Here is a 21557-nt window from a genome sequence, read left to right as displayed (position 1 = left end):
GCCGTCCCACTTCGCGGGACGACGGATAGTGTTGAGTCATTCGCCAACGAACGGGAGTGGGTAGCACTGTGGCTGGACGTCTCTTCACCTCGGAGTCTGTGACCGAGGGGCACCCGGACAAGATCGCTGACCAGATCAGCGACTCCGTCCTCGATGCCATGCTCGCCCAGGACCCGGGCAGCCGGGTCGCGGTCGAGACCCTGCTGACCACCGGTCTGGTGGTCGTGGCCGGCGAGGTGGACACGACCGGCTACGTCGACATCAAGAAGATCGTCCGCGACCGGATCCTCGAGATCGGCTACGACTCCTCCAGCAAGGGCTTCGACGGCGCCTCGTGCGGCGTGATGGTGGCCATCGGCGGCCAGTCCGGCGACATCGCCCAGGGCGTGGACACCGGCCACGAGAGCCGCACCGGCTCGGTCGACGCGATGGACAAGCAGGGCGCCGGCGACCAGGGCCTGATGTTCGGCTACGCCTGCAACGACACCGACGTGCTGATGCCGCTGCCGATCGTGATCGCCCAGCGGCTCGCCGAGCGGCTCTCCACCGTCCGCAAGGACGGCAGCCTCGGCTACCTGCGCCCCGACGGCAAGACCCAGGTCACCATCGAGTACGACGCCGCGAACCGCCCGGTCCGCATCGACACCGTGGTGCTCTCCACCCAGCACACCGAGGAGACCGAGCTCGGCAGCCTCGAGGACGACGTCAAGAAGCACGTCATCGACCCGGTGCTCGAGACCTTCGACCTGCCCTCGGAGAGCTACCGGCTCCTGGTCAACCCCACGGGGCGCTTCGTCGTCGGCGGCCCGATGGGTGACGCCGGCCTGACCGGGCGCAAGATCATCGTCGACACCTACGGCGGCATGGCCCGCCACGGGGGCGGCGCGTTCTCGGGCAAGGACCCCTCGAAGGTGGACCGGTCCGCGGCGTACGCCATGCGCTGGGTCGCCAAGAACGTCGTCGCCGCCGGCCTCGCCGACCGCTGCGAGGCGCAGGTCGCCTACGCCATCGGCAAGGCCCAGCCGGTCGGTGTCTTCATCGAGACCTTCGGCACCGGCAACGTGCCCGACGAGCAGATCCAGCGGGCCGTGCTCGAGGCCTTCGACCTGCGCCCGGCCGCGATCATCCGCGACCTGGACCTGCTGCGCCCGATCTACGCCCAGACCGCGGCGTACGGCCACTTCGGGCGTGAGCTGGACGACTTCACCTGGGAGCGCACCGACCGCGCCGCCGCCCTCCAGGCCGCCGTCCGCGGCTGACGCCCCCGCCCCCGGAGGGGGTCGGGCGGCGGCAATCCGGCTGAGGGAATCCCCGGCTGGCCGGGGATTCCCTCGGTTGGGGGCCGTTGCAACGCCCCCCAACCGCAAGCACACCCTGACAACCCCGCGGGCCGAGCCGCGCCCGGGGCCGGCCGCACGGCACCCCGGCCAGCCCACACGGCACCCGGCCGGGGCGTCACCGCCCCGGCCGCGCCGTCGGCAGCCGCTGGTAGAACTGCGCCCATGACCGACCCCGAGGACCATCCCGAGTTGCTGCCCGGGCTGGTGCGCGCCTCGGTGCAGGCCTCCCGGGCCAAGGCTCGGGCGACCCGGCAGCGCAAGGCCGCGGAGCAGGCGATCGCGGAGGTCGACCCGGTGGCCCGCGTGCTCGTGGACGTCCCGCTCGCCCACCTCGACCGGCCCTTCGACTACGCGGTCCCGGAGGCGGTGGCGGCGGTCGCGCAGCCCGGGGTCCGGGTCAAGGTGCGCTTCGCCGGCCAGGACGTCGACGGCTACGTCCTGGCCCGGGCCGCGGCCAGCGAGCACCCGGGGCGGCTCGCCCCGTTGCGCCGCGTGGTCAGTGCGGAGCCGGTCCTCTCGGCCGAGGTGGCCGCGCTCACCGCGGACCTCGCCGAGCGGTACGCCGGGACCAGGTCCGACGTCCTGCGCCTGGCCGTGCCGCCGCGGCACGCCACGACCGAGAAGGAGCCCACGCCCGCGAGCCCGCCGCGGCAGCCGTGGCGCGTCGCCGACGCGGAGCCGGCCTGGGCCGGTCACGAGCACGCCGCCGCGTTCCTCGCCCGGCTCGCCGACGGCGGCGCCCCTCGGGCGGTGTGGTCGGTCGCGCCGGCGAGCGACTGGCCGCTGGCGCTGGCGCACGCCGCGGCCGCGACGTACGCCTCGGGCCGGGGGGCGCTGCTCTGCGTGCCCGACGGCAGGGACGCGGCCCGCGTCGACCGGGCTCTGGCGACGGTGCTGGGGGAGGGCCACCACGTGCTGCTCTCGGCCGAGGCCGGGCCGGCGCAGCGCTACCGCGACTTCCTGGCCGTACGCCGCGGGGCGCGTCGCGTCGTGGTCGGCACCCGCGCCGCGGCGTTCGCGCCGGTCCACGACCTCGGCCTGGTCGCGGTCTGGGACGACGGCGACGACCTGCACGCCGAGCCCCGGGCGCCCTACCCGCACACCCGCGAGACGCTGCTGGTCCGGGCCGAGCGCGAGGACGCCGGCGCGCTGGTCGGCGGCTTCGCGCGCACGGTCGAGGGCGAGTACCTCCTGCGGACCGGCTGGGCCCACGAGCTCGCCCCGGCCCGCGGCGTGCTGCGCGAGCGGGTCACGGTCTCGGTCGCGGGTGCCTCCGACCGCGACCTCGAGCGCGACCCGCTGGCCCGGGCCTCTCGGGTGCCGCGCCAGGCCTTCGACGCGATCCGTCGCGGCCTGGAGGAGGGGCCGGTGCTGGTGCAGACCCCCCGCACCGGGTACGCCGCCGCCCTGGCCTGCGAGCGCTGCCGCGCCCCGGCGCGCTGCACCACCTGCCAGGGGCCGCTGGTCCTGACCGGGGCCACCACGCCGCCCGCCTGCCGCTGGTGCGCGGCCCCGGCGCCCGCCTGGGCCTGCCCGGAATGCGGCCACCGGGGACTGCGCGCCCCCGTGCTCGGCGACGCCCGGACCGCCGAGGAGCTCGGCCGCACCTTCCCCCGGACGAGGGTGCGCACCTCCAGCGGCGACCGGGTGCTGGCCGAGGTGGACGAGGAACCGGCCATCGTGGTGGCCACCCCCGGTGGCGAACCCGTGGCCCGGGGTGGGTACGCAGCGGTCCTGCTGCTCGACACCTGGCTGCTGCTGGCCCGCACCGACCTCCGCGCCGGTGAGGAGGCGTTGCGCCGTTGGCTCGGCGCCGCCGGGCTGGTCCGCCCGGGGGGAGCCGTGGTGGCCGTCGGCGACCCCGGCCATCCCGGGCTCCAGGCCCTGGTGCGCTGGGACCCGGCCGGCTTCGCGGCCCGGGAGATGCAGGAGCGGCAGGAGGCGCACCTGCCGCCGGCCAGCCGGCTGGCGACGATCACCGGCGAGCCGGGGGCGGTCGACGACGCGCTCACGCTGTTCGACCCGCCGCCGGACGCCGAGGTGCTCGGGCCCGTCGAGCTGGGGGAGGGGGAGTGCCGGGTGGTGATCCGGGTGCCCCGGGCACGGGGCCGGGACCTGTCGCTCGCGCTCGGCGCCCTCCAGCGCCTCCGGTCGAGCCGCAAGCTCGACGCGGTCCGCGTGCAGGTGGACCCGCTGACCCTGTGAACCCGGGCTCTCTAGACTGTGCCCCGCACCCCGATCGCTAGGAGTTCCGTGGCCGTCCAGCCGATCCGCCTCTTCGGCGACCCCGTCCTGCGCAAGCCCGCCGTCGAGGTGGTCGACTTCGACAAGGAGCTGCGGCGGCTGGTCGCCGACCTGACCGACACGATGCTCGCCGCGCCCGGGGCGGGGCTCGCGGCGCCGCAGATCGGAGTCGGGCTGCGCGCCTTCACCTGGAACGTCGACGGCGAGGTCGGCCACCTCATCAACCCCCGGCTCGAGCTCTCGCAGGAGCTGCAGGACGGCCCCGAGGGGTGCCTGTCGATCCCCGAGCTCACCTTCGACTGCCGGCGCGCGCTCTCGGTGGTCGCCCACGGCTTCGACATGCACGGCGAGCCGGTGACGCTCACCGGGTCGGACTACCTTGCCCGGGCGATCCAGCACGAGACCGACCACCTCGACGGTGTGCTGTTCGTCGACCGGCTCGATCCCGAGGCCCGCAAGGCCGCGATGAAGGCGATCCGGGAGTCGGAGTGGTTCGGGCTGGAGCGGCCCACCGTGAAGGTCTCGCCGCACGTCACCCGCGGACTGGGCTTCTGAGCCGGATGAGGATCGTCTTCGCCGGCACCCCCGAGGCCGCCGTACCCTCCCTCGACGCCCTCGCGGCCTCCGACCACGAGCTGGTCGGGGTCGTCACCCGCCCCGACGCCCCCGCGGGCCGGGGGCGCCGCCTCACGGCCAGCCCGGTCGCCGACCGCGCCGAGCAGCTCGGCCTCCCGGTGCTCAAGCCGGAGCACCCCCGCGACCCGGAGTTCCAGCAGGCGCTGCGCGACCTGGCGCCCGAGTGCTGCCCGGTGGTCGCCTACGGCGCGCTGCTCCCGCAGTCGGCCCTGGACATCCCCCACCATGGCTGGGTGAACCTGCACTTCTCGGTGCTGCCGTCCTGGCGCGGTGCGGCCCCGGTCCAGCACGCGCTCTGGGCCGGTGACGAGGTGACGGGCGCGACGACGTTCCGCATCGTCAAGGCGCTCGACGCCGGCCCGATCTTCGGGGTGATGACCGAGCGGATCCGGTCGGACGACACCGCGGGCGACCTGCTGGCGCGCCTCGCCGAGGGCGGTGCCGGCCTGCTGGTGGCCACCCTCGACGGCCTCGAGGACGGCTCGATCGAGGCCCGCCCGCAACAGGCCGAGGGCGTGAGCCTGGCCCCGAAGATCACCGTCGACGACGCCCGCGTCGACTGGCGCGAGCCGGCGGTGGCGGTGGATCGGAGGGTGCGGGCCTGCACGCCGGCCCCCGGCGCGTGGACGACCTTCGAGGAGCAGCGGATCAAGCTCGGTCCGGTGGTGCCGGTGCCCGGCGCCGCCCCCGTCGCGCCGGGCGTGCTCGCGGTGGCGCGGAACGAGGTCCTGGTCGGCACCGGCGCCGGGCCGGTCCGCCTGGGCGAGGTCAAGGCCTTCGGCAAGAAGCAGATGCCGGCCGCCGACTGGGCGCGCGGCGTGCGGCTCGAGACGGGAGCGGAGTTCCGGTGAACGCGACCACGACCGGCGTCACGGTCGGGCTGTTGAGCCGACCGGCGACCGCTGAGAAGTACGTCGACCTCCTGGCCCTCCGCACCGGCCCTGCCGAGCTGATCACCGGCCCCCGGCCGGCGCGAGCCTCGCGGCCCCTGGCGAGGTCGTTCCTCGATGGCTGAGCCGTCCGCCGGCCGGGGCCGCAGCGGGGGCACTGGGCCGGCCCCGACCCGCGCCGCCTCCGGGCGTGCGGCCGCGGACCCCGCCCGCCTGGCGGCCCTCGACGTGCTCAAGGCGGTGCGCGTCGACCAGGCCTACACCAACCTCGTGCTGCCCACCGTGCTCCGCCAGCACCAGCTGAGCGGCCGCGACGCGGCGTTCGTCACCGAGCTGGTCTCGGGGACGATCCGCCGGCGCGGCACCTACGACGCGATCCTGGCCGCGTGCGTGGACCGGCCGCTCAGCAAGGTCGAGGCGAAGGTCCTCGACGCGCTGCGGCTCGGCACCCACCAGCTGCTGTCCATGCGGGTGCCGGCGCACGCCGCGATCAGCACCACCGTGGACCTGGTGCGCGCGAAGGTCAGCTCGGGCGCCGCGGGCTTCGCCAACGCGGTGCTCCGCCGGGTCTCCGAGCAGGACCTCGAGGCCTGGATCGGCCGGGTCGCGCCGGACCCGAAGGTGGCCCCCGTGCGCTACGCGGCGATCGCGTACAGCCACCCGCAGTGGGTGGTCGAGGAGCTGCGCAACGCGGTCGGCTGGACCGAGCTGCACGAGCTGCTCGAGGCCGACAACGCAGCCCCGAGCGTGACGCTGGTGGCCCGCCCGGGGCGGGCCACCCGCGAGGAGCTGCCGGGCGAGCCCACGCCCTGGTCGCCGTACGGCGTGGTCCTCGACGGCGGCGAGCCCGGTGCGGTGCCTGCGGTGGCCGAGGGACGGGCCGGGGTGCAGGACGAGGGCTCCCAGCTGGTGGCGATGGCGCTGGCCGCGGCCCCGATCCACGGTCCGGACCGGACCTGGCTGGACCTGTGCGCGGGCCCGGGGGGCAAGGCGGCGCTGCTGGCGGCGCTCGCGGCCCGGCGGGGCGCCGGCGTCGTCGCGGGGGAGCGCCAGCCCCACCGGGCGCGCCTGGTCGCGCGCGCCCTGGACGGCGCCGAGGGCGTGCTCGGGGTCGTGACCGCCGACGGCACCGCGCCGCCGTGGCGCGCCGGCACGTTCGACCGGGTCCTGGTCGACGCGCCGTGCACCGGGCTGGGGGCGCTGCGGCGCCGTCCCGAGGCGCGCTGGCGGCGCAAGGCCGACGACCTGCTCGCGCTGGTGCTGCTGCAGCGGTCGCTGGTGGCCGCCGCGCTCGACCTGGTCCGCCCCGGTGGGGTGGTGCTCTACGCCACCTGCTCCCCGGTGCTCGCCGAGACCGAGGGCGTGGTGGCCTCGGTGCTGCAGTCCCGGAGCGACGTCCGGCTGGAGGACGCGACCACGCTGCTGCCCGGCGTGCCGAACTGTGCCGGTCCCATGCCTGGCACGGTCCAGCTGTGGCCGCACCGGCACGGCACCGACGCGATGTTCATGGCGCTGTTGCGCCGGGAGTGAAGAGCGCTGCTGCGCCGGGAGTGAAGAGCGCTGCTGCGCCGGGAGTGAGCCGCCCCGCGGCCGCCCCACCGGTGGCCGGTCGGAGTCGAGGTCCGCACCGCGGGCCCACCCACCCCCTAGATTGACCTCATGCCCTCGAAGTCGCCGTCGGTCGAGATCGAGGTGGACGACCGGGTGGTGCGGGTCAGCAACCCCGACCGGGTCTACTTCCCCGAGACCGGGGCGACCAAGCTCGACCTGGTCGAGTACTACCTCGCGGTCGGTCCGGGGATCGTGAACGCGCTGTTCGAGCGACCGTGCATGCTGCACCGCTTCCCGAAAGGGCTGGCCGGTGAGAAGGTCCACCAGAAGCGACTCCCCGCGGGTGCGCCGCCCTGGGTGGAGACGGTCCGGGTGCACTTCCCCCGCTGGAACCGGACCGCCGACGAGCTCTGCGTCACCGAGCTGGGCAGCGTCATCTGGGCGGTGCAGATGTCCACGGTCGAGTTCCACCCGTGGAACAGCCGCCGCGAAGACACCGAGAAGCCCGACGAGTGGCGCATCGACCTCGACCCGGGGCCGCTGTGCGACTACGCCACGGTCCGCCGGGTCGGCCACGTGGTGCACGAGGTGCTCGACGAGCTCGGCGCGGTGGGCTACCCCAAGACCAGCGGCAGCAAGGGGCTGCACGTCTACGTGCGGATCGCGCCCGACCACGGCTTCCCGGACGTACGCCGGGCCGCGCTGGCCTTCGCGCGCGAGGTCGAGCGCCGGGCTCCCGACGACGTCACCACGGCGTGGTGGACCAAGGACCGCGATCCCCACCAGCTGTTCGTGGACTACAACCAGAACACCCGGGACCACACCATCGCCGCGGCGTACTCCGTGCGCGGCCTCCCCGACGCCCGCGTGTCGACACCGGTCCGCTGGGACGAGGTCGACGAGGCCGACCCCCGGGACTTCACGATCGCCACTGTTCCGGCCAGATTCGCCGAGCTCGGCGACCTGCACGCCGACCTCGACGACCACGTCTTCGACCTGGCCCCGCTCCTGGAGTGGGCGGCGCGCGACGAACGAGCCGGGGAGCCGACCCCGGACGGACCCGAGGGGGACACCGATGCCTGACCAGTTCGCCACACCCGTCGACGAGCTCACCGAGGTGCACGTGGCCGGGCGCGTGCTCGAGTGCCTGGTGTGCGCCGGCCGGACCTTCGCCCGCCGCGAGATCAAGCTGAACACCACCGGCATGTCGTTCATCGGCCTGGACTGGGCGAACCGGTCCGGGCAGGGCGTCATCTGCCGCACCTGCGGCTTCGTCCACACCTTCCTCGGCGGGGCGCTGGAGTGGCGGCGCCCGGACGCGGTGGCGCGCGAGCCGTGACGGGCGGGTCCCGGCGGCGCGCGCCCGGCCCCTAGGATCGTGGCCCGTGGGCATCCAGATCACGCCGAGCATCCTGAACGCCGACTTCGCGAACCTCGGGGCGGAGGTCGCCCGGATCGGCAGCGCCGACTGGGTGCACGTGGACGTGATGGACAACCACTTCGTCCCGAACCTGACGTTCGGGCCGGCCATGGTGGAGGCGCTGGCGCGCAGCACGGACACGCCCCTCGACGCGCACCTGATGATCGAGGACCCCGACCGCAACGCGCTGGCGTACGTCGAGGCCGGGTGCGGCTCGGTCACCTTCCACGTCGAGGCCGCCAGGGCGCCGGTCCGGCTCGCCCGCGAGATCCGCGCGCACGGCGCCCGGGCCAGCATGGCGCTCAAGCCCGCGACGCCGGTCGAACCCTACGAGGACCTGCTGCCCGAGCTGGACATGCTGCTGCTCATGACCGTCGAGCCGGGCTTCGGCGGGCAGAAGTTCCTCGACCTGTGCCTGCCCAAGATCCGCCGGGCCCGGGAGCTGATGGCCAAGCACGGCGTGCAGACCTGGCTGCAGGTCGACGGCGGGGTCTCGTTGGAGACCATCGAGCGGTGTGCCGAGGCCGGCGCCGACGTCTTCGTCGCCGGGTCGGCGGTCTACTCCGCAGAGGACCCCGACCGGATGGTGGCCGAGCTGCGGGCCCGCGCGGAAGCGGCCGGGGCCCGCCGAGTCGGCGCTCGTTGACAGGCCGGAGCCCGCCGAGTCGGCGCTCGTTGACAGGCCGGAGCCCGCCGAGTCGGCGCTCGTTGACAGGGTCCGCGCGACCCGACCCAGCGGTCTCTGTGGGCGACCTCACCCGGCGGTGTCGACCGGCCCTGTGGCAGACTCGTCGCGACGAGTTCTAGAAACTCGCGTGCTCTGGGGTCGGTGCAATTCCGAGCCGGCGGTGACTGAGCGGAGGCCCTCTTCGCCCGGAAGTCCGCGACCCGGCCGCAGCCAGCGGCCGGTTGACCAGGTGGAACTCCTGGACCGACGGTCAAAGTCCGGATGGGAAGACGCACGCAGGTGAGGACCGCCGTCGGCCCTGCGGCCGTCGCGCCCCCTCCGCACCGTCGCCCCGGAGTCCGCGACCGGACATGAGGGGCGAGATGGGATCCACCGCAGCCGAGGAGCGGGCGATGCGTCGCGCGCTCGAGCTCGCCGCGGCCCCCGGCGTACCGCTCGGGCCGAACCCCCGGGTCGGCTGCGTGCTGCTCGCTCCCGACGGAAGCACCGTCGCCGAGGGCTTCCACCGCGGCGCCGGCACCCCGCACGCGGAGGCCGATGCGCTGGCCCGGGCCGGGGAGCGGGCCCGGGGCACGACCGCCGTGGTCACCCTCGAGCCGTGCAACCACACCGGCCGGACCGGCCCGTGCGCCCAGGCGCTGGCGGCCGCGGGGGTACGACGGGTCGTGTTCGCGCAGCCCGACCCGAACCCGGTGGCCGCCGGCGGCCGGGAGACGCTCCGCGCCGCCGGCGTCGACGTGGAGCACGGCCTCCTCGAGGAGGCGGCTCGCGAGGTCAACCGGGTCTGGTCGATCGCGGTCGGGCGGGGCCGGCCGTTCGTCACCTGGAAGCTCGCGGTGAGCCTCGACGGGCGCAGTGCGGCCGCGGACGGCACCAGCCGCTGGATCTCCTCGACCGCCGCCCGCCGGGACACCCACTGGCTGCGGGCGCTCGCCGACACCATGCTCGTCGGCACCCACACCGTCGAGGTGGACGACCCCCTGCTCACCGTCCGGGACGAGCACGACCGGCCGCGGGAGCGGCAGCCGCTGCGCGTGGTGATGGGGGAGCGGGACCTCGATCCCGGGCGACGGGTGTTCAACGGCGATGCCGAGACCCTGCACCTGCGCACCCGCGACCCGCACGCCGCACTGGCCGAGCTGCACGCGCGGGAGCGTCGCCACGTCTTCCTCGAGGGCGGCCCGACCCTGGCCGCGGCGTTCCTGCGGGCGGGCCTGGTCGACGAGGTCGTGGCCTACGTCGCGCCGATGCTGCTCGGCGACGGCCCGCAGGCGGTGGCCGGGCTCGGCATCCGCACGATCGGCGACGCCCTGCGCCCCACGGTCACGGACGTGACCGTGCTGGACGGCGTGCCCGGCGAGGCCCCGAACGTGCGCCTCACGATGACCCCCCACCCCGAAGGAGCCTGATGTTCACCGGAATCGTCGAGGAGCTCGGCACGGTCGAGTCCATCGAGGAGCAGGGCGATGCCATCCGCCTGACCCTGCGCGGCGCGACCGTCCTCGAGGGCACCGGGCTGGGCGACTCGATCGCCGTCAACGGCTGCTGCCTGACGGTCGTCGCCACCGGCTCCTCGGCCGACGGCGACGCGGTCGACCTGTGGACGGCCGACGTCATGCAGGAGACCCTCGACAAGACCAGCCTCCGTGGCGTCGCCCCGGGCGACCGGGTCAACCTCGAGCGCGCGGTCACCGTCGAGAAGCGCCTGGGCGGCCATCTCGTCCAGGGCCACGTGGACGGCGTCGGCACGGTCGTGAGCCGCACCCCCAGCGAGCACTGGGAGGTCGTCGAGATCGCGCTCCCGGTGCCCGACGAGCGGGGCGGCCTGGCCCGCTACCTGGTCGACAAGGGGTCGATCACCGTCGACGGCGTCAGCCTCACCGTGGTCGAGGCCCGCGACGACAGCTTCACCGTCAGCCTCATCCCCGAGACGCTGGCGCGCACCACCCTCGGGTTCCGCGGTCCCGGTGACCGGGTGAACCTCGAGGCCGACGTCATCGCCAAGCACGTCGAGCGACTGCTCGCCGGCGGCTACCTCACCCAGAAGGACTCCTGATGCTCGACTGGCTCCTCCACGGCACCATCCCCGTCGGCGACACCGGACTGTCGGTGCGCGAGGTGGTCGGCAACCTCTTCGGCCTGGCCAGCGCCCTGCTCGGCATGCGCCGCGTCGTGTGGGCCTGGCCGGTGGGCCTGGTGGGCAACGCGCTGCTGTTCACGGTGTTCGTGACCGGCGAGCTCAGCAACCACACCGGCGGCGAGCCGTTGTGGGGGCAGGCGGGCCGGCAGATCATGTTCGCGGTCGCCAGCCTCTACGGCTGGTGGCGCTGGTCCCGCGTCCGGGACACCGCCGACGGCGGGGCGATCAGCCCGCGGTGGGCCACCGGCCGGGAGCGGGCGCTGCTGCTGGTCCTGGCGGCGGTGGGGTACGCCGCGGCGTACCAGCTGCTGCAGTGGATCGGGTCGTGGAACCCGACCACCGAGGCCTGGATCCTGGCCGGGTCGCTGCTCGCGACCTACGGCATGGCCCGGGGCTGGGTGGAGTTCTGGCTGGTCTGGGTGGCCGTCGACGTCGTGGGCGTGACCACGCTGATCCAGGCCGGCTACTACCCGACCGCCGCGATGTACCTGTTCTACGGCGGCTTCTGCCTCGTCGGCTTCGCCGCGTGGTGGCGGGTCGAGCGACGCGGCCGCAGCACCGCGCCGGTCGCCGAGGAAGGGGTGCTCGCATGACCGGCACCGACGACAGGGTGCGGCTCGACCCGGTCGAGCAGGCGATCGAGGACATCGCGGCCGGCCGGGCCGTGGTGGTGGTCGACGACGAGGACCGGGAGAACGAGGGCGACATCATCTTCGCCGCCAGCAAGGCGACCCCGGAGCTGATGGCGTTCACGATCCGCTACAGCAGCGGCGTCATCTGCGTCCCGATGCCGGCCGACATGCTCGACCGGCTCGAGATCCCGCTGATGACCCCGCACAACAAGGACAAGCTGCGCACGGCGTACACGATCTCGGTGGACGCGCGCGACGGCGTCAGCACCGGCATCAGCGCCGCCGACCGCGCCCACACCGTGCGGGTGCTGGCCGACTCGGCCACCGAGCCCTGGGAGATCACCCGCCCCGGACACGTCTTCCCGCTGCGCTACCGCGAGGGCGGCGTGCTGGTCCGGCGCGGGCACACCGAGGCGGCCGTCGACCTCGCGACGCTGGCCGGGCTGACCCCGGCCGGGGTGCTGGTCGAGGTGGTCAACGACGACGGCACCATGAAGCGCGCGCCGGAGCTGCGCGCGTTCGCCGACGAGCACGGCTTGTCGATGATCTCCATCGACGAGCTGGTCCGCTACCGGCGTCGGCACGAGACCCTCGTCGAGCGGGTGGCCGAGACCCGGCTGCCGACCCGGCACGGCGACTTCACGGCGTTCGGCTACCGGATCACCGTGGACGACTCCGAGCACATCGCGCTCGTGCACGGCGACGTGAGCGGCCCGGAGCCGGTGCTCACGCGGGTGCACTCGGAGTGCCTGACCGGTGACGTGTTCGGCAGCCACCGGTGTGACTGCGGGCCGCAGCTCGACGAGGCGCTGGCGCGCATCGTGGCCGAGGGCCGCGGCGTCGTCGTCTACCTGCGCGGCCACGAGGGCCGGGGGATCGGGCTGGTGGCCAAGCTGCAGGCCTACCAGCTGCAGGACGGCGGGCGCGACACCGTGGACGCCAACCTCGACCTCGGGCTGCCCGCGGACGCCCGGCACTACGGGACCGCCACCCAGGTGCTGCGCGACCTCGGCGTCGAGAAGGTGCGGCTGCTGACCAACAACCCCGACAAGGTGAGCAGCCTCGAGGACTTCGGCGTCGCGGTCGCCGAACGGGTGCCGCTGACCCCGCACCCCAACGACCACAACCTCGCCTACCTGCTGACCAAGCGCGACCGGATGGGGCATGACCTGCCCCACCTGCCCCTCGAGGAAGGAACCCGACGATGAGCGGAGCCGGAGCTCCCGACCACAAGCCCCTCGACTGCCACGACCTGCGGATCGCGGTGGTGGCCGCCAGCTGGCACGAGCAGGTCATGGACGGCCTGATCGCGGGCGCCCGCCGGGCCTGCGAGGACTTCAAGGTCGAGGCCCCCACCGTCGTGCGGGTGCCCGGCACCTTCGAGCTGCCGGTGGTCGCCGCGGCGCTCGCCGGCCAGGGGTACGACGCGGTGGTCGCGCTCGGCGTGGTGGTCCGCGGCGGCACCCCCCACTTCGAGTACGTCTGCTCCGCGGCCACCGAGGGGCTGACCCGGGTGGCCCTCGACCACCAGACGGCCGTCGGCTTCGGCGTGCTCACCTGCGACGACGACGCCCAGGCCCTCGACCGCGCCGGGCTCGAGGGCTCGAAGGAGGACAAGGGCTACGAGGCCACCGCCGCGGCCCTGCACACCGCCCACACCCTGCGCACCATCAAGCGGGGGTACGGCGGCTGAGCGCGCCACCGACGGGAATCCCCGGCCGGCCGGCGGGGCTCGCCGCACTCCGCATGTGACGCACGTGACCGCCGCGCAGCCGGCGGGGTGGACACCCGACCGGCCGGGACCGGCGTACGCCGTAGGCTGGGCGACCGTGAAGACGTTCGACGAGCTGTGGGCCGAGCTGAGCGAGAAGGCCCGCGAGCGCCCCGAGGGATCCGGCACCGTGGCCCAGCTGGACGCCGGCGTGCACGCGATCGGCAAGAAGCTGGTCGAGGAGGCCGCCGAGTCGTGGATGGCCGCCGAGCACGAGGGTGCCGAGCGCACCGCCGAGGAGATCAGTCAGCTGCTCTACCACGCCCAGGTGCTGATGCTCGCCAGCGGCATCTCCCTCGCCGACGTCTACTCCCACCTGTGAGGACCGGACTGTGATGAGTGACAGGGTCACCACCCCGACGACCAGCGGCCTCCTGCGGGTCGCGGTCCCCAACAAGGGCGCGCTGTCCCAGGCGGCCTCCGAGATGTTGCGCGAGTCCGGCTACCGCCAGCGCAGCGACTCCAAGGAGCTCACGCTCGTCGACGTCGACAACGGCGTCGAGTTCTTCTACCTCCGCCCCCGGGACATCGCGCTGTACGTCGGGGAGGGCACCCTCGACGTGGGCATCACCGGGCGCGACCTGCTCCTGGACTCCGGCGCCAAGGCCGACGAGGTGCTCGAGCTCGGCTTCGGGCGCAGCCGCTTCCACTTCGCCGGGCCGGCGGGCCGCTACTCCGACCTCAGCCAGCTCGCCGGCGCGCGGATCGCCACGTCGTACGTCGGGGTGGTCCGCTCGTTCCTGGAGGAGCGCGGGATCGAGGCAAGCGTCACCCGGCTGGACGGCGCGGTGGAGACCAGCATCCAGCTCGGCGTCGCGGACGTGATCGCCGACGTGGTCGAGACCGGCAGCACGCTGCGCCAGGCGGGCCTGGAGACCTTCGGCGAGGTCATCTTGGAGTCCGGAGCGGTGCTGATCACCCGGTCCAGCGCGGTGCCCCCGGGGTTCGAGGTGTTCCGGCGCCGCCTGGAGGGTGTGCTGGTCGCCCGCAGCTACGTGATGATGGACTACGACATCGAGAGCGCGCACGTCGCCCGCGCCTGCGCCCTGACCCCCGGCATCGAGAGCCCCACCGTCTCGCCGCTGCAGCGGGAGGGCTGGGTCGCGGTGCGCGCGATGGTGCCCCGCGATGGCGCGCACCGGCTCATGGACGAGCTGTACGAGGTCGGCGCTCGCGGCATCCTGCTCACCGACATCCATGCCTGCCGGCTCTGAGGGCGGGCCCGGCGTGCCCGCGGTGACCCTCCCGCACACCTGGCGTCCCTTCGGCGCCCGCATCGCGGGAATCGTGTTCGGTGTCGCGCTGCTGGTCGTGTGCGTCTTCGCCTGGTTCTCCTTCGACGCCGAGACCCGGGCGAAGTTCACGTTCTTCCAGCGCAGCACGCTCGTCTTCCTCGGGCTGCTGGGCTTCGCCGCCTGGTACGCCCTGGTGCGCTCCCGGGTCGTCGCGACCGACCGGTGCCTGGTCGTCGTCAACGGCTACCGGCGCCGGGAGTACGACTGGGCCGAGGTGGTGGCCGTGCACCTGCCGCCCGGGGCCCCGTGGGTGACCCTGGACCTCAGCGACGGCACCACCGCGTCCGCCCTCGGCATCCAGGGCTCGGACGGCGAGCGCGCGCACACCGCGGTGCGCCAGCTGCGGGTCCTGCTCGACCACTGAGCGTGCCGCCCGGGGGCGGCGCCGCAGGCGCTCAGTCCAGGGCGCGGATGCCCCAGGAGGCCGAGTGCTCGTCGCCGGTCTCGCCGGCGGGGGCGAGCGTGAGGAGGTCCTGCCCGGACCGGAACGCGTTCGCGGGCGCGGTCATCGGCTCCACGGCCAGGGACCGGCGGGCGGTCGCGGGCGCGTCGTCGGCGGTGTAGACCTGCAGCCACCGGTGCTGCCGGTCGGCCCAGAGGGCCACCCCCTCGCCGCTCGCCGGATCACGCAGCACGACGGTGGCGACGCCCTGCTCGTCGCGTTCGAGGTCGGTGAAGCCGTCGTCGAAGTGGGTCTGCCGGATCGGCCGCGCCATCCGGAAGTCGTACGCCGTGTCCTCCACCGGCTCGCTGCCCACCGGGATCAGCCGGTCGTCGACCAGCGCCCGGGTGGCCGCCGGCACGGTCAGCTCCAGCCGGTCGACCGGGCCCGCGCCGACCCGGAGGTAGGGGTGGGCGCCACTGGCGTACGGCGCCGCCGCGGCGGACATGTTGGTCGCGGTCTGCGTCACGGTCAGGCCGTCGGCGGAGAGGTCGTAGAGCACGTGGAGGTCGAGCGTCCACGGATAGCCCGTCTGCGCCATCAGCCGGTAGACCAGCGAGACCGAGTGCGGCGTGTGCTCCTCGAGGGTCCAGGCGGTCCAGCGCACGAGGCCGTGGGAGGCGTTGCTCCGCTTCGGCTCGCTGAGCGCCAGCTGCAGGTCGCGGCCGCCGAAGGAGTACGCGCCGTCGCGGAGCCGGTTCGGCCAGGGCATCAGCAGCTGGCCGCGGCCGCCCCAGGCGGCCGCGTCCGCGTCGTACCCGTCGAGCAGCGGCCGGCCCTGGTGCTCGAGCACCCGCAGGCCACCCCCGCACTCCGTGACGACGGCGCGGTAACCGCCGCCGCCGATCTCGAACTGGTCGCCGCTGGGAGAGAGCATGGGGGACACCCTAAGGTCGACCACCCCCGTTGCCGGCCTCCCCTCCACGCGAGTCGGCGATCGTCGACCGGCATGCGGCCGGCCTCAGGTGATCGGGCCTCAGGAGCCGTCGACGACGACGTCGGCCCGGGCCGCGGTCCGCTCGCGGGCCAGGTGCTCGGCCTCGTCGCGCATCCACCGCTCCCACTGGGGCGCCATCGACGCCCCGTCGCGCTCCAGCCCGCGACGCAACCGCAGCTCCGGCGGGGCCGTGACCCAGACCAGCAGCGTGATCAGCCGGGCGATGCTCCGGGCGCCGGCCCCGACGCCCTCGAGGACCAGCAGCGGGGCGGGCCGCACGGTGACGGTCTCGGCGTAGCTCCCGGCGTGCCAGTCGTAGCGCCGGTAGCGTCCCGGCTCGCCGCGGGTGAGCGGCGCGAGCAGCGCGGCCAGCTGGCCGGGGAGCCGGGGGAGGCCCTGCCAGCCGTCGTAGAGGTCGTCCATGTGCACGACCGGCGTGTCGGTCCGGCCGGCGGCCACCGCCGCGGCGAGCGTGGTCTTCCCGGAGCCCGCCGGCCCGTCGATGCAGAGCAGCCGGCCGGCGCCCAGGCTCGCGGGGCGGGCCTCGGCCCGTGCCAGCAGCAGGGCGGCGGTGTCCTCCACCGACGGCGCCGGCCGGGGACGGGGATGGGGCTGGGGACGCGGACCGGGCCGGGGATCGGGAGCGGCCACGCTCAGAACGCCAGGCCCAGGCCGCGGTAGGTCGGCACGGAGTCGACGATCCGGTCGCCCTGCAGCAGGTGGACGGTCCCGGTGTGCTCGAACGGCTCGCCGGACTTCGCGTGCCGGAACCACACCAGGTCGCCGATGGACAGCAGCCCGGTCGCGTGACCGGTCAGCGGCGTCTGCACCTCGCCGGCGCCCTCGAGCGACGTGAGCTGCAGCCCGGCCGGCGCCCACGGCACCGGCAGCCGGTCGGGGCCGGCCGCGCCGGAGGCGACCAGGCCGCCGCCGTGCACGGTGACGACCTGCGGCGAGGGGCGCCGGGTGACCGGCAGGGCGAAGTACGACGCCTGCCGCGGCTCGAAGCTGCGGTAGTGGTCGAAGAGCGTCGGCACCAGCAGCCCGGAGCCCGCGCTGACCTCGGTGACCACGGGGTCGGTGGCGGACTCCGCGACCGAACCCGAGCCGCCCGCGTTCCACAGCTCGAGGTCCGCGACCCCGGCGAGCGCGTCCGCGACCTGCCCGCGACGCGTCGCCAGCTGGGTCAGCGAGGCGCCCTTGAGCCGCCGCACGAGCGCCGACCGGGTCCGCTGGTCGGGCACGTCGTCGGGCACCCCGGCGACCTGGCCCTCGTAGGTCATCGCGCCCACGAGCCGGAAGCCGTCCCGGGCCACCACCTCCCGGGCCAGGGCGACCACCTCGTCGGCCTCGTGCAGGGGCGAGCGCTTCGGTCCGATGTGCCGGCCGCCGACCCACAGGCCGGCGTCCACGTCGATGGCCACCCTCACCGGCACGGCGTGGGAGGCGCGGACGGAGTCGATCATGTCGAGGTGGGCGACGTCGTCGATCATCAGCGTGATCTGCGCGGCGGCCGAGGGCGAGACCACCAGCCGGGTGAGCGCGGCCCGGTCGACGGTGGGGTAGGCGACCAGGATGTCGTCGCACACGTCGTGCTCGTGCAGCCACCACGCCTCGGCCAGGGTGTAGGCGAGCACGCCGCGGAACCCCGGGTGCCGCAGCGCCCGCTGCAGCAGCGCAGGCACCCGCAGGGACTTCGAGGCCACGCGGACCGGCTTGCTCCCGGCCCGGCGTGCCAGGTCGTCCGCGTTCGCGTCGAAGGCGTCGAGGTCGACCAGCATCAAGGGGGTCGGCAACGGCTCGCCGTGCGCGGCGACGGCCTCGTTGAGGCGCGCCCACAACCGGTTGCGCGCGATCCCGGCGTGCGCGGGCTGGGTGCTCGTCATCGGCGGGCGGCGACCCGGGTGCGGTCCTCAGCGGCGGGCATCAGGAGATCCCGCGCTTGCGCAGGAGGGCCTCGATCTCGGCCATGTCGTCGTCCGCGGCCGGTGCCCGGCCGTGCTGCGGCGCCTCGGGGAGCGTGCTCCTGCCCCGACCGGAGCCGACCTTCGCGGGCGCCCGCTTCCGCAGGAACCCCGAGACCACGAACAGCACGACCGAGATCCCGGCGACCACCACGCCGGACCACACCATCGGGTTGAAGACGAGGCTGGTCGCCCAGTCGGCGACGGCCTGGCCGATCCTGGTGAACATCCGCAGCGTGCGGGTGAGGTAGGCCGCCAGCGGCAGCAGCGTGAACGCCAGCGCGCGGAGGCCCGAGGCCAGGCCCCGGTGCCGGAAGGTGTGCCAGGTCCAGATCCCACCGAGCACGGTGAGGCTCAGCGTCAGGGCTGCCCAGCTCACGTCGTCCACACCCCCAGCGTGTCACATGTGGTGCCCCCGACAAGGCGTCCTCTGACCCAGCGGCGAGGATGGTGTCGTGACCCAGCCCGGACCCGACGGCCGCTCGCCCCGGCAACCCCAGCAGCCGCCCCCGCACCAGCAGCCGCTGCGCCGGATCCCCGACCCGGGCTTCGACGGCGACACCGGCGAGGTGGAGGCCGAGCTGGCCTCCGCGCTCGCGTCGTACGCCGCGGACGCGGGCGCGGGGTGGCCCTCGGTGCTCGCGGCGCTGCGGGGGTCGCGGCTGCTCGTCCCGGTGGTGGCCGTGCTCGGCGAGGTCGAGCACGACGAGGCCGGCCTGGCGCACGACAAGTCCAGCGACATGGCGTCGGTGCTGCTCCGCGGCGCCGACGGGCGCCTCGGGCTGCTGGCGTTCTCCGGGAGCCGCCCGTTGCAGGCCTGGAACCCCGAGGCCCGCCCGGTGCCGGTCCCCGCCCGGGTGGCGGCGCAGTCCGCGCTCCAGGACGGGGCCGCCGCGCTGGTGGTCGACGTGGCCGGGCCCGTGACCGTGGTGGTCGAGGGGGAGGACCTGCAGGGGCTGGCGTTGGGTTGGCGGGTGGCCCGGGTCGGCGATCGTGTGGCCTGGATTCGGCCCGGACCGGAATGATCGGCTAGCATCACGTGTTGACCGATCAGTTCCCTCGTCCGCCTCGGCGGCTGGGGGAGCCGATCCGACAAGCGGAGACCAGGCACCACATGATCTCCCACCCGCATCGACCGCCGCCCCGGCCCGCCGGAGCACAGGTCGTCGGGTCCGGTCCGGCGAGAGCACTCGCCCGGCGCGCGAGCACCGGGCGGTTCCCCCGCTGAGTGCCCCGGGAGGGCGCGTTCGACTGGCTTCCGCTTGCTGACAAGCGGAAGCCTTCGTCATTTCCGGGCGCGAGTCCCGGGAGCGACGAGGACCTCCGGCCAGAACGCCACCAGGAGGACACATCAGCACCGAGCTTCGTATCAACGACCGGATCCGGGTTTCCGAGGTCCGTCTCGTTGGACCCAATGGCGAGACCGTCGGCATCGTGCCGACGGCTGACGCGCTGCGCCTGGCGCAGGAGGCCGACCTCGACCTGGTCGAGGTCGCCCCGACGGCGCGGCCCCCGGTCTGCAAGCTCATGGACTACGGGAAGTTCAAGTACGAGAACGCCCAGAAGGCCCGTGAGGCCCGTCGCAACCAGACGAACGTGATCATCAAGGAGATGAAGCTTCGTCCGAAGATCGACGCCCACGACTACGAGACCAAGAAGGGTCACGTCGTGCGGTTCCTCCGGGCCGGGGACAAGGTCAAGATCACGATCATGTTCCGCGGTCGTGAGCAGCACCGCCCCGAGCTGGGCTTCCGCCTGCTGCAGCGGCTCGCCGAGGACGTCACCGACCTCGGCTTCGTGGAGTCCGCGCCGAAGCAGGACGGCCGCAACATGACCATGGTGCTCGGCCCGCACAAGAAGAAGGCCGACGCCAAGGTCGAGATGCAGGCCGAGAAGGAGACCCGGATGGCCGAGCGGGCCGCCGAGGAGGCGGAGGAGCGCGCCGAGCGCACCGCGGCCAACGCCGGGCGCCCCGCGGCCCCGAAGAAGGAGCGCGGTCGCTCCGAGAACCTCGACCCCGAGATCGAGGCCTGACGCGGCCCTGCCGCGTCCCCACGCCGACGACACGATCGGCTGCCCCCGGGCGGCCCGACCACAGAGATAGAGAGCGAAGACATGCCGAAGAACAAGCCCCACTCCGGTGCCAGCAAGCGGTTCCGGGTGACCGGTTCGGGCAAGATCCTGCGCGAGAAGGCCGGCAAGCGCCACAACCTCGAGAAGAAGCCCTCGAAGGTCACGCGTCGGATGACGGGCACCACCGAGATCGCCAAGTCCGACGTCAAGCGTGTCAACAAGCTGCTGGGTCGCTGACCGACCCGTCCCCGTACCTCCGCCGGCCGACCTGGTCGTGACCGGCGTCCCCGAACCAAGCAACAAGGAGTAACAACGTGGCACGCGTCAAGCGGGCAGTGAACGCCCAGAAGAAGCGCAGGGTCGTCCTCGAGCGGGCCAGCGGCTACCGCGGCCAGCGCTCGCGCCTCTACCGCAAGGCCAAGGAGCAGGTCACCCACTCGCTGGTCTACAGCTACAACGACCGGCGCAAGAACAAGGGCAACTTCCGCAAGCTGTGGATCCAGCGCATCAACGCTGCGGCCCGCGCCCAGGGCATGACCTACAACCGGTTCATCCAGGGCCTGAGCCTGGCCGGCGTCGAGGTCGACCGGAAGATCCTCGCCGAGCTGGCCGTCAACGACCTCCCCGCGTTCAACGCGCTGGTCGAGGCCGCGAAGGCCGCGCTGCCGGAGGACGTCAACGCCCCCAAGGCCGAGGCGACCGTCTGACGATGCGACCCCCGACCTCTGCTGTCCCGCTGACCGCGGGCAACGGCCGGGTCAAGGAAGCGCGGAAGCTCAGCCGCCGCTCGGTTCGCGCCGAGCGGCGGCTTTTCCTTGCCGACGGCCCCAAGGCCGTCGAGGGTGCCCTCGGGGCCGACGGCTGCGTGGTGGAGGTCTTCGCCACCCCCACGGCCACCGGGCAGTACGCCGGGCTCGCGTCCGCCGACGTCCCCTGGACGCTGGTCGACGACAAGGCGCTGGCCGGCCTCAGCGACAGCGTCAGCCCGGCCGGGGTCGTGGCACTGTGCCGGTTCCTCGACCGGCCGCTGGCGGACCTCCTGGGCTCACAGGAGCGCCGGCTGCTGGCGATCTGCGCCGACATCCGCGACCCGGGCAACGCCGGCACCGTGATCCGCTGCGCGGACGCGGCGGGGGCCGACGCGGTCGTGTTCGCGGGTCACTCGGTCGACGCCTACAACCCCAAGACCGTGCGCGCGAGCGTGGGCTCGCTGTTCCACCTGCCGCTCGCGGTCGAGCCCGACCCGGCGGACGCCGTACGCGCCGCCCAGGCGGCCGGCCTGGTGGTCCTGGCCGCCGACGGTGCCGGCGAGGTCGATCTCGAGCGGGCCGGCGAGCTGCTCGCGCGGCCCACCGCCTGGCTGTTCGGCAACGAGGCCTGGGGCCTGCCGGCCGAGCTCGCCGCGCTCGCCGACCACCGGGTGCGGATCCCGATCCACGGCCGCGCCGAGAGCCTGAACCTCTCCACCGCCGCCGCGCTGTGCCTCTACGCCTCGGCGCGCGAGCAGCGCCGCTGAGGCGTCGCGCCCCGGGCC

General features: G+C 74.3%; 26 protein-coding genes and 1 riboswitch. Of the genes, 22 read left to right on the top strand and 4 right to left on the bottom strand.

The features are described from left to right. Window positions 1-68 precede the first annotated feature (68 nt). From metK to BJZ21_RS10600, 17 genes are all read left to right on the top strand, one after another. Window positions 69-1259: a methionine adenosyltransferase gene (gene metK, locus BJZ21_RS10680; RefSeq protein WP_179663729.1), complete on the top strand. Its 1191-nt coding sequence runs from the start codon at window positions 69-71 to the stop codon at window positions 1257-1259. Between the two features lie 243 nt (window positions 1260-1502). Next, complete coding sequence (locus tag BJZ21_RS10675) at window positions 1503-3545, top strand: primosomal protein N' family DNA-binding protein (RefSeq protein WP_179663728.1); 2043 nt, start codon at window positions 1503-1505, stop codon at window positions 3543-3545. A 48-nt stretch (window positions 3546-3593) separates the two neighbouring features. Next, on the top strand, window positions 3594-4139 hold the full coding sequence (gene def / locus BJZ21_RS10670) for a peptide deformylase (protein WP_179663727.1): 546 nt from the start codon (window positions 3594-3596) through the stop codon (window positions 4137-4139). A gap of 5 nt (window positions 4140-4144) precedes the next feature. Beyond that, window positions 4145-5071, top strand: coding sequence for a methionyl-tRNA formyltransferase (gene fmt / locus BJZ21_RS10665; RefSeq protein WP_179663726.1), 927 nt, complete (start codon window positions 4145-4147; stop codon window positions 5069-5071). Further along, window positions 5068-5235 carry a hypothetical protein gene (locus BJZ21_RS10660; RefSeq protein WP_179663725.1) on the top strand — a complete coding sequence of 56 codons (168 nt, stop codon included), beginning with the start codon at window positions 5068-5070 and terminating at the stop codon, window positions 5233-5235. The genes fmt and BJZ21_RS10660 overlap by 4 nt, the downstream gene beginning before the upstream one ends. Then, window positions 5228-6640, top strand: a complete 1413-nt coding sequence (locus BJZ21_RS10655; RefSeq protein WP_179663724.1) for an RsmB/NOP family class I SAM-dependent RNA methyltransferase — start codon at window positions 5228-5230, stop codon at window positions 6638-6640. Before BJZ21_RS10660 ends, BJZ21_RS10655 begins: the two co-directional genes overlap by 8 nt. A 129-nt stretch (window positions 6641-6769) precedes the next feature. Further along, window positions 6770-7744, top strand: a complete 975-nt coding sequence (ligD, locus tag BJZ21_RS10650) for a non-homologous end-joining DNA ligase (RefSeq protein ID WP_179663723.1) — start codon at window positions 6770-6772, stop codon at window positions 7742-7744. Then, complete coding sequence (locus BJZ21_RS10645; RefSeq protein ID WP_179663722.1) at window positions 7737-8000, top strand: hypothetical protein; 264 nt, start codon at window positions 7737-7739, stop codon at window positions 7998-8000. Before ligD ends, BJZ21_RS10645 begins: the two co-directional genes overlap by 8 nt. Window positions 8001-8046: 46 nt before the next feature. Continuing rightward, window positions 8047-8727, top strand: coding sequence for a ribulose-phosphate 3-epimerase (gene rpe, locus BJZ21_RS10640; protein ID WP_179663721.1), 681 nt, complete (start codon window positions 8047-8049; stop codon window positions 8725-8727). A 165-nt stretch (window positions 8728-8892) separates the two neighbouring features. Beyond that, a riboswitch (FMN riboswitch) is annotated at window positions 8893-9048 on the top strand. An 83-nt stretch (window positions 9049-9131) separates the two neighbouring features. Then, window positions 9132-10178 (top strand): bifunctional diaminohydroxyphosphoribosylaminopyrimidine deaminase/5-amino-6-(5-phosphoribosylamino)uracil reductase RibD, encoded by a 1047-nt coding sequence (gene ribD / locus BJZ21_RS10635; RefSeq protein ID WP_246298488.1) that lies wholly within the window; start codon window positions 9132-9134, stop codon window positions 10176-10178. After that, entirely contained in the window at window positions 10178-10825 is a 648-nt protein-coding gene (locus BJZ21_RS10630; RefSeq protein ID WP_179663720.1) for a riboflavin synthase, read from the top strand. The genes ribD and BJZ21_RS10630 overlap by 1 nt, the downstream gene beginning before the upstream one ends. Continuing rightward, window positions 10825-11502 (top strand): nicotinamide riboside transporter PnuC, encoded by a 678-nt coding sequence (pnuC, locus tag BJZ21_RS10625; RefSeq protein WP_179663719.1) that lies wholly within the window; start codon window positions 10825-10827, stop codon window positions 11500-11502. Before BJZ21_RS10630 ends, pnuC begins: the two co-directional genes overlap by 1 nt. Continuing rightward, window positions 11499-12749 carry a bifunctional 3,4-dihydroxy-2-butanone-4-phosphate synthase/GTP cyclohydrolase II gene (locus BJZ21_RS10620; RefSeq protein ID WP_179663718.1) on the top strand — a complete coding sequence of 417 codons (1251 nt, stop codon included), beginning with the start codon at window positions 11499-11501 and terminating at the stop codon, window positions 12747-12749. The genes pnuC and BJZ21_RS10620 overlap by 4 nt, the downstream gene beginning before the upstream one ends. After that, window positions 12746-13234, top strand: a complete 489-nt coding sequence (gene ribH / locus BJZ21_RS10615) for a 6,7-dimethyl-8-ribityllumazine synthase (protein ID WP_179663717.1) — start codon at window positions 12746-12748, stop codon at window positions 13232-13234. Before BJZ21_RS10620 ends, ribH begins: the two co-directional genes overlap by 4 nt. A 136-nt stretch (window positions 13235-13370) precedes the next feature. After that, window positions 13371-13634 carry a phosphoribosyl-ATP diphosphatase gene (locus BJZ21_RS10610; RefSeq protein WP_179663716.1) on the top strand — a complete coding sequence of 88 codons (264 nt, stop codon included), beginning with the start codon at window positions 13371-13373 and terminating at the stop codon, window positions 13632-13634. 13 nt (window positions 13635-13647) lie between these two features. Then, the gene (hisG, locus tag BJZ21_RS10605; RefSeq protein WP_179663715.1) at window positions 13648-14526 is read left to right on the top strand and encodes an ATP phosphoribosyltransferase; all 879 of its coding nucleotides are present in this window, start codon (window positions 13648-13650) and stop codon (window positions 14524-14526) included. Next, window positions 14510-14971 carry a PH domain-containing protein gene (locus tag BJZ21_RS10600; protein WP_179663714.1) on the top strand — a complete coding sequence of 154 codons (462 nt, stop codon included), beginning with the start codon at window positions 14510-14512 and terminating at the stop codon, window positions 14969-14971. Before hisG ends, BJZ21_RS10600 begins: the two co-directional genes overlap by 17 nt. 31 nt (window positions 14972-15002) lie before the next feature. Here BJZ21_RS10600 and BJZ21_RS10595 read toward each other — a convergent pair whose 3' ends face one another. From BJZ21_RS10595 to BJZ21_RS10580, 4 genes are all read right to left on the bottom strand, one after another. After that, on the bottom strand, window positions 15003-15926 hold the full coding sequence (locus tag BJZ21_RS10595; RefSeq protein WP_179663713.1) for an aldose 1-epimerase family protein: 924 nt from the start codon (window positions 15924-15926) through the stop codon (window positions 15003-15005). 99 nt (window positions 15927-16025) lie between these two features. Next, a complete protein-coding gene (locus BJZ21_RS10590) occupies window positions 16026-16568 on the bottom strand; it encodes a uridine kinase family protein (RefSeq protein ID WP_343052095.1) in 543 nt (180 codons plus the stop codon). A gap of 71 nt (window positions 16569-16639) precedes the next feature. Then, entirely contained in the window at window positions 16640-17872 is a 1233-nt protein-coding gene (locus tag BJZ21_RS10585; RefSeq protein WP_179663712.1) for an amino acid deaminase/aldolase, read from the bottom strand. A 40-nt stretch (window positions 17873-17912) separates the two neighbouring features. Then, entirely contained in the window at window positions 17913-18338 is a 426-nt protein-coding gene (locus BJZ21_RS10580) for a hypothetical protein (protein ID WP_218851433.1), read from the bottom strand. 67 nt (window positions 18339-18405) lie between these two features. On the opposite strand from BJZ21_RS10580, the gene BJZ21_RS10575 reads away from it, so the two are divergent. The 5 genes from BJZ21_RS10575 to BJZ21_RS10555 all read left to right on the top strand — a co-directional run bounded on the left by BJZ21_RS10575 (window position 18406) and on the right by BJZ21_RS10555 (window position 21539). Next, window positions 18406-18975 carry an SseB family protein gene (locus BJZ21_RS10575; RefSeq protein WP_343052094.1) on the top strand — a complete coding sequence of 190 codons (570 nt, stop codon included), beginning with the start codon at window positions 18406-18408 and terminating at the stop codon, window positions 18973-18975. Window positions 18976-19237: 262 nt separating this feature from the next. Next, the gene (infC, locus tag BJZ21_RS10570; protein WP_179665642.1) at window positions 19238-19984 is read left to right on the top strand and encodes a translation initiation factor IF-3; all 747 of its coding nucleotides are present in this window, start codon (window positions 19238-19240) and stop codon (window positions 19982-19984) included. Between the two features lie 81 nt (window positions 19985-20065). Then, complete coding sequence (rpmI, locus tag BJZ21_RS10565) at window positions 20066-20260, top strand: 50S ribosomal protein L35 (RefSeq protein ID WP_179663711.1); 195 nt, start codon at window positions 20066-20068, stop codon at window positions 20258-20260. Window positions 20261-20337: 77 nt separating this feature from the next. Beyond that, window positions 20338-20730, top strand: coding sequence for a 50S ribosomal protein L20 (gene rplT / locus BJZ21_RS10560; protein ID WP_179663710.1), 393 nt, complete (start codon window positions 20338-20340; stop codon window positions 20728-20730). Window positions 20731-20732: 2 nt separating this feature from the next. Then, complete coding sequence (locus BJZ21_RS10555) at window positions 20733-21539, top strand: TrmH family RNA methyltransferase (protein WP_179663709.1); 807 nt, start codon at window positions 20733-20735, stop codon at window positions 21537-21539. Window positions 21540-21557: the final 18 nt, after the last annotated feature.

Source organism: Nocardioides panaciterrulae (assembly GCF_013409645.1).
Lineage (GTDB): Bacteria > Actinomycetota > Actinomycetes > Propionibacteriales > Nocardioidaceae > Nocardioides > Nocardioides panaciterrulae.
The sequence above is the reverse complement of the archived record's forward strand: the minus strand, read 5'-3'. Positions and strand labels throughout refer to the sequence as shown.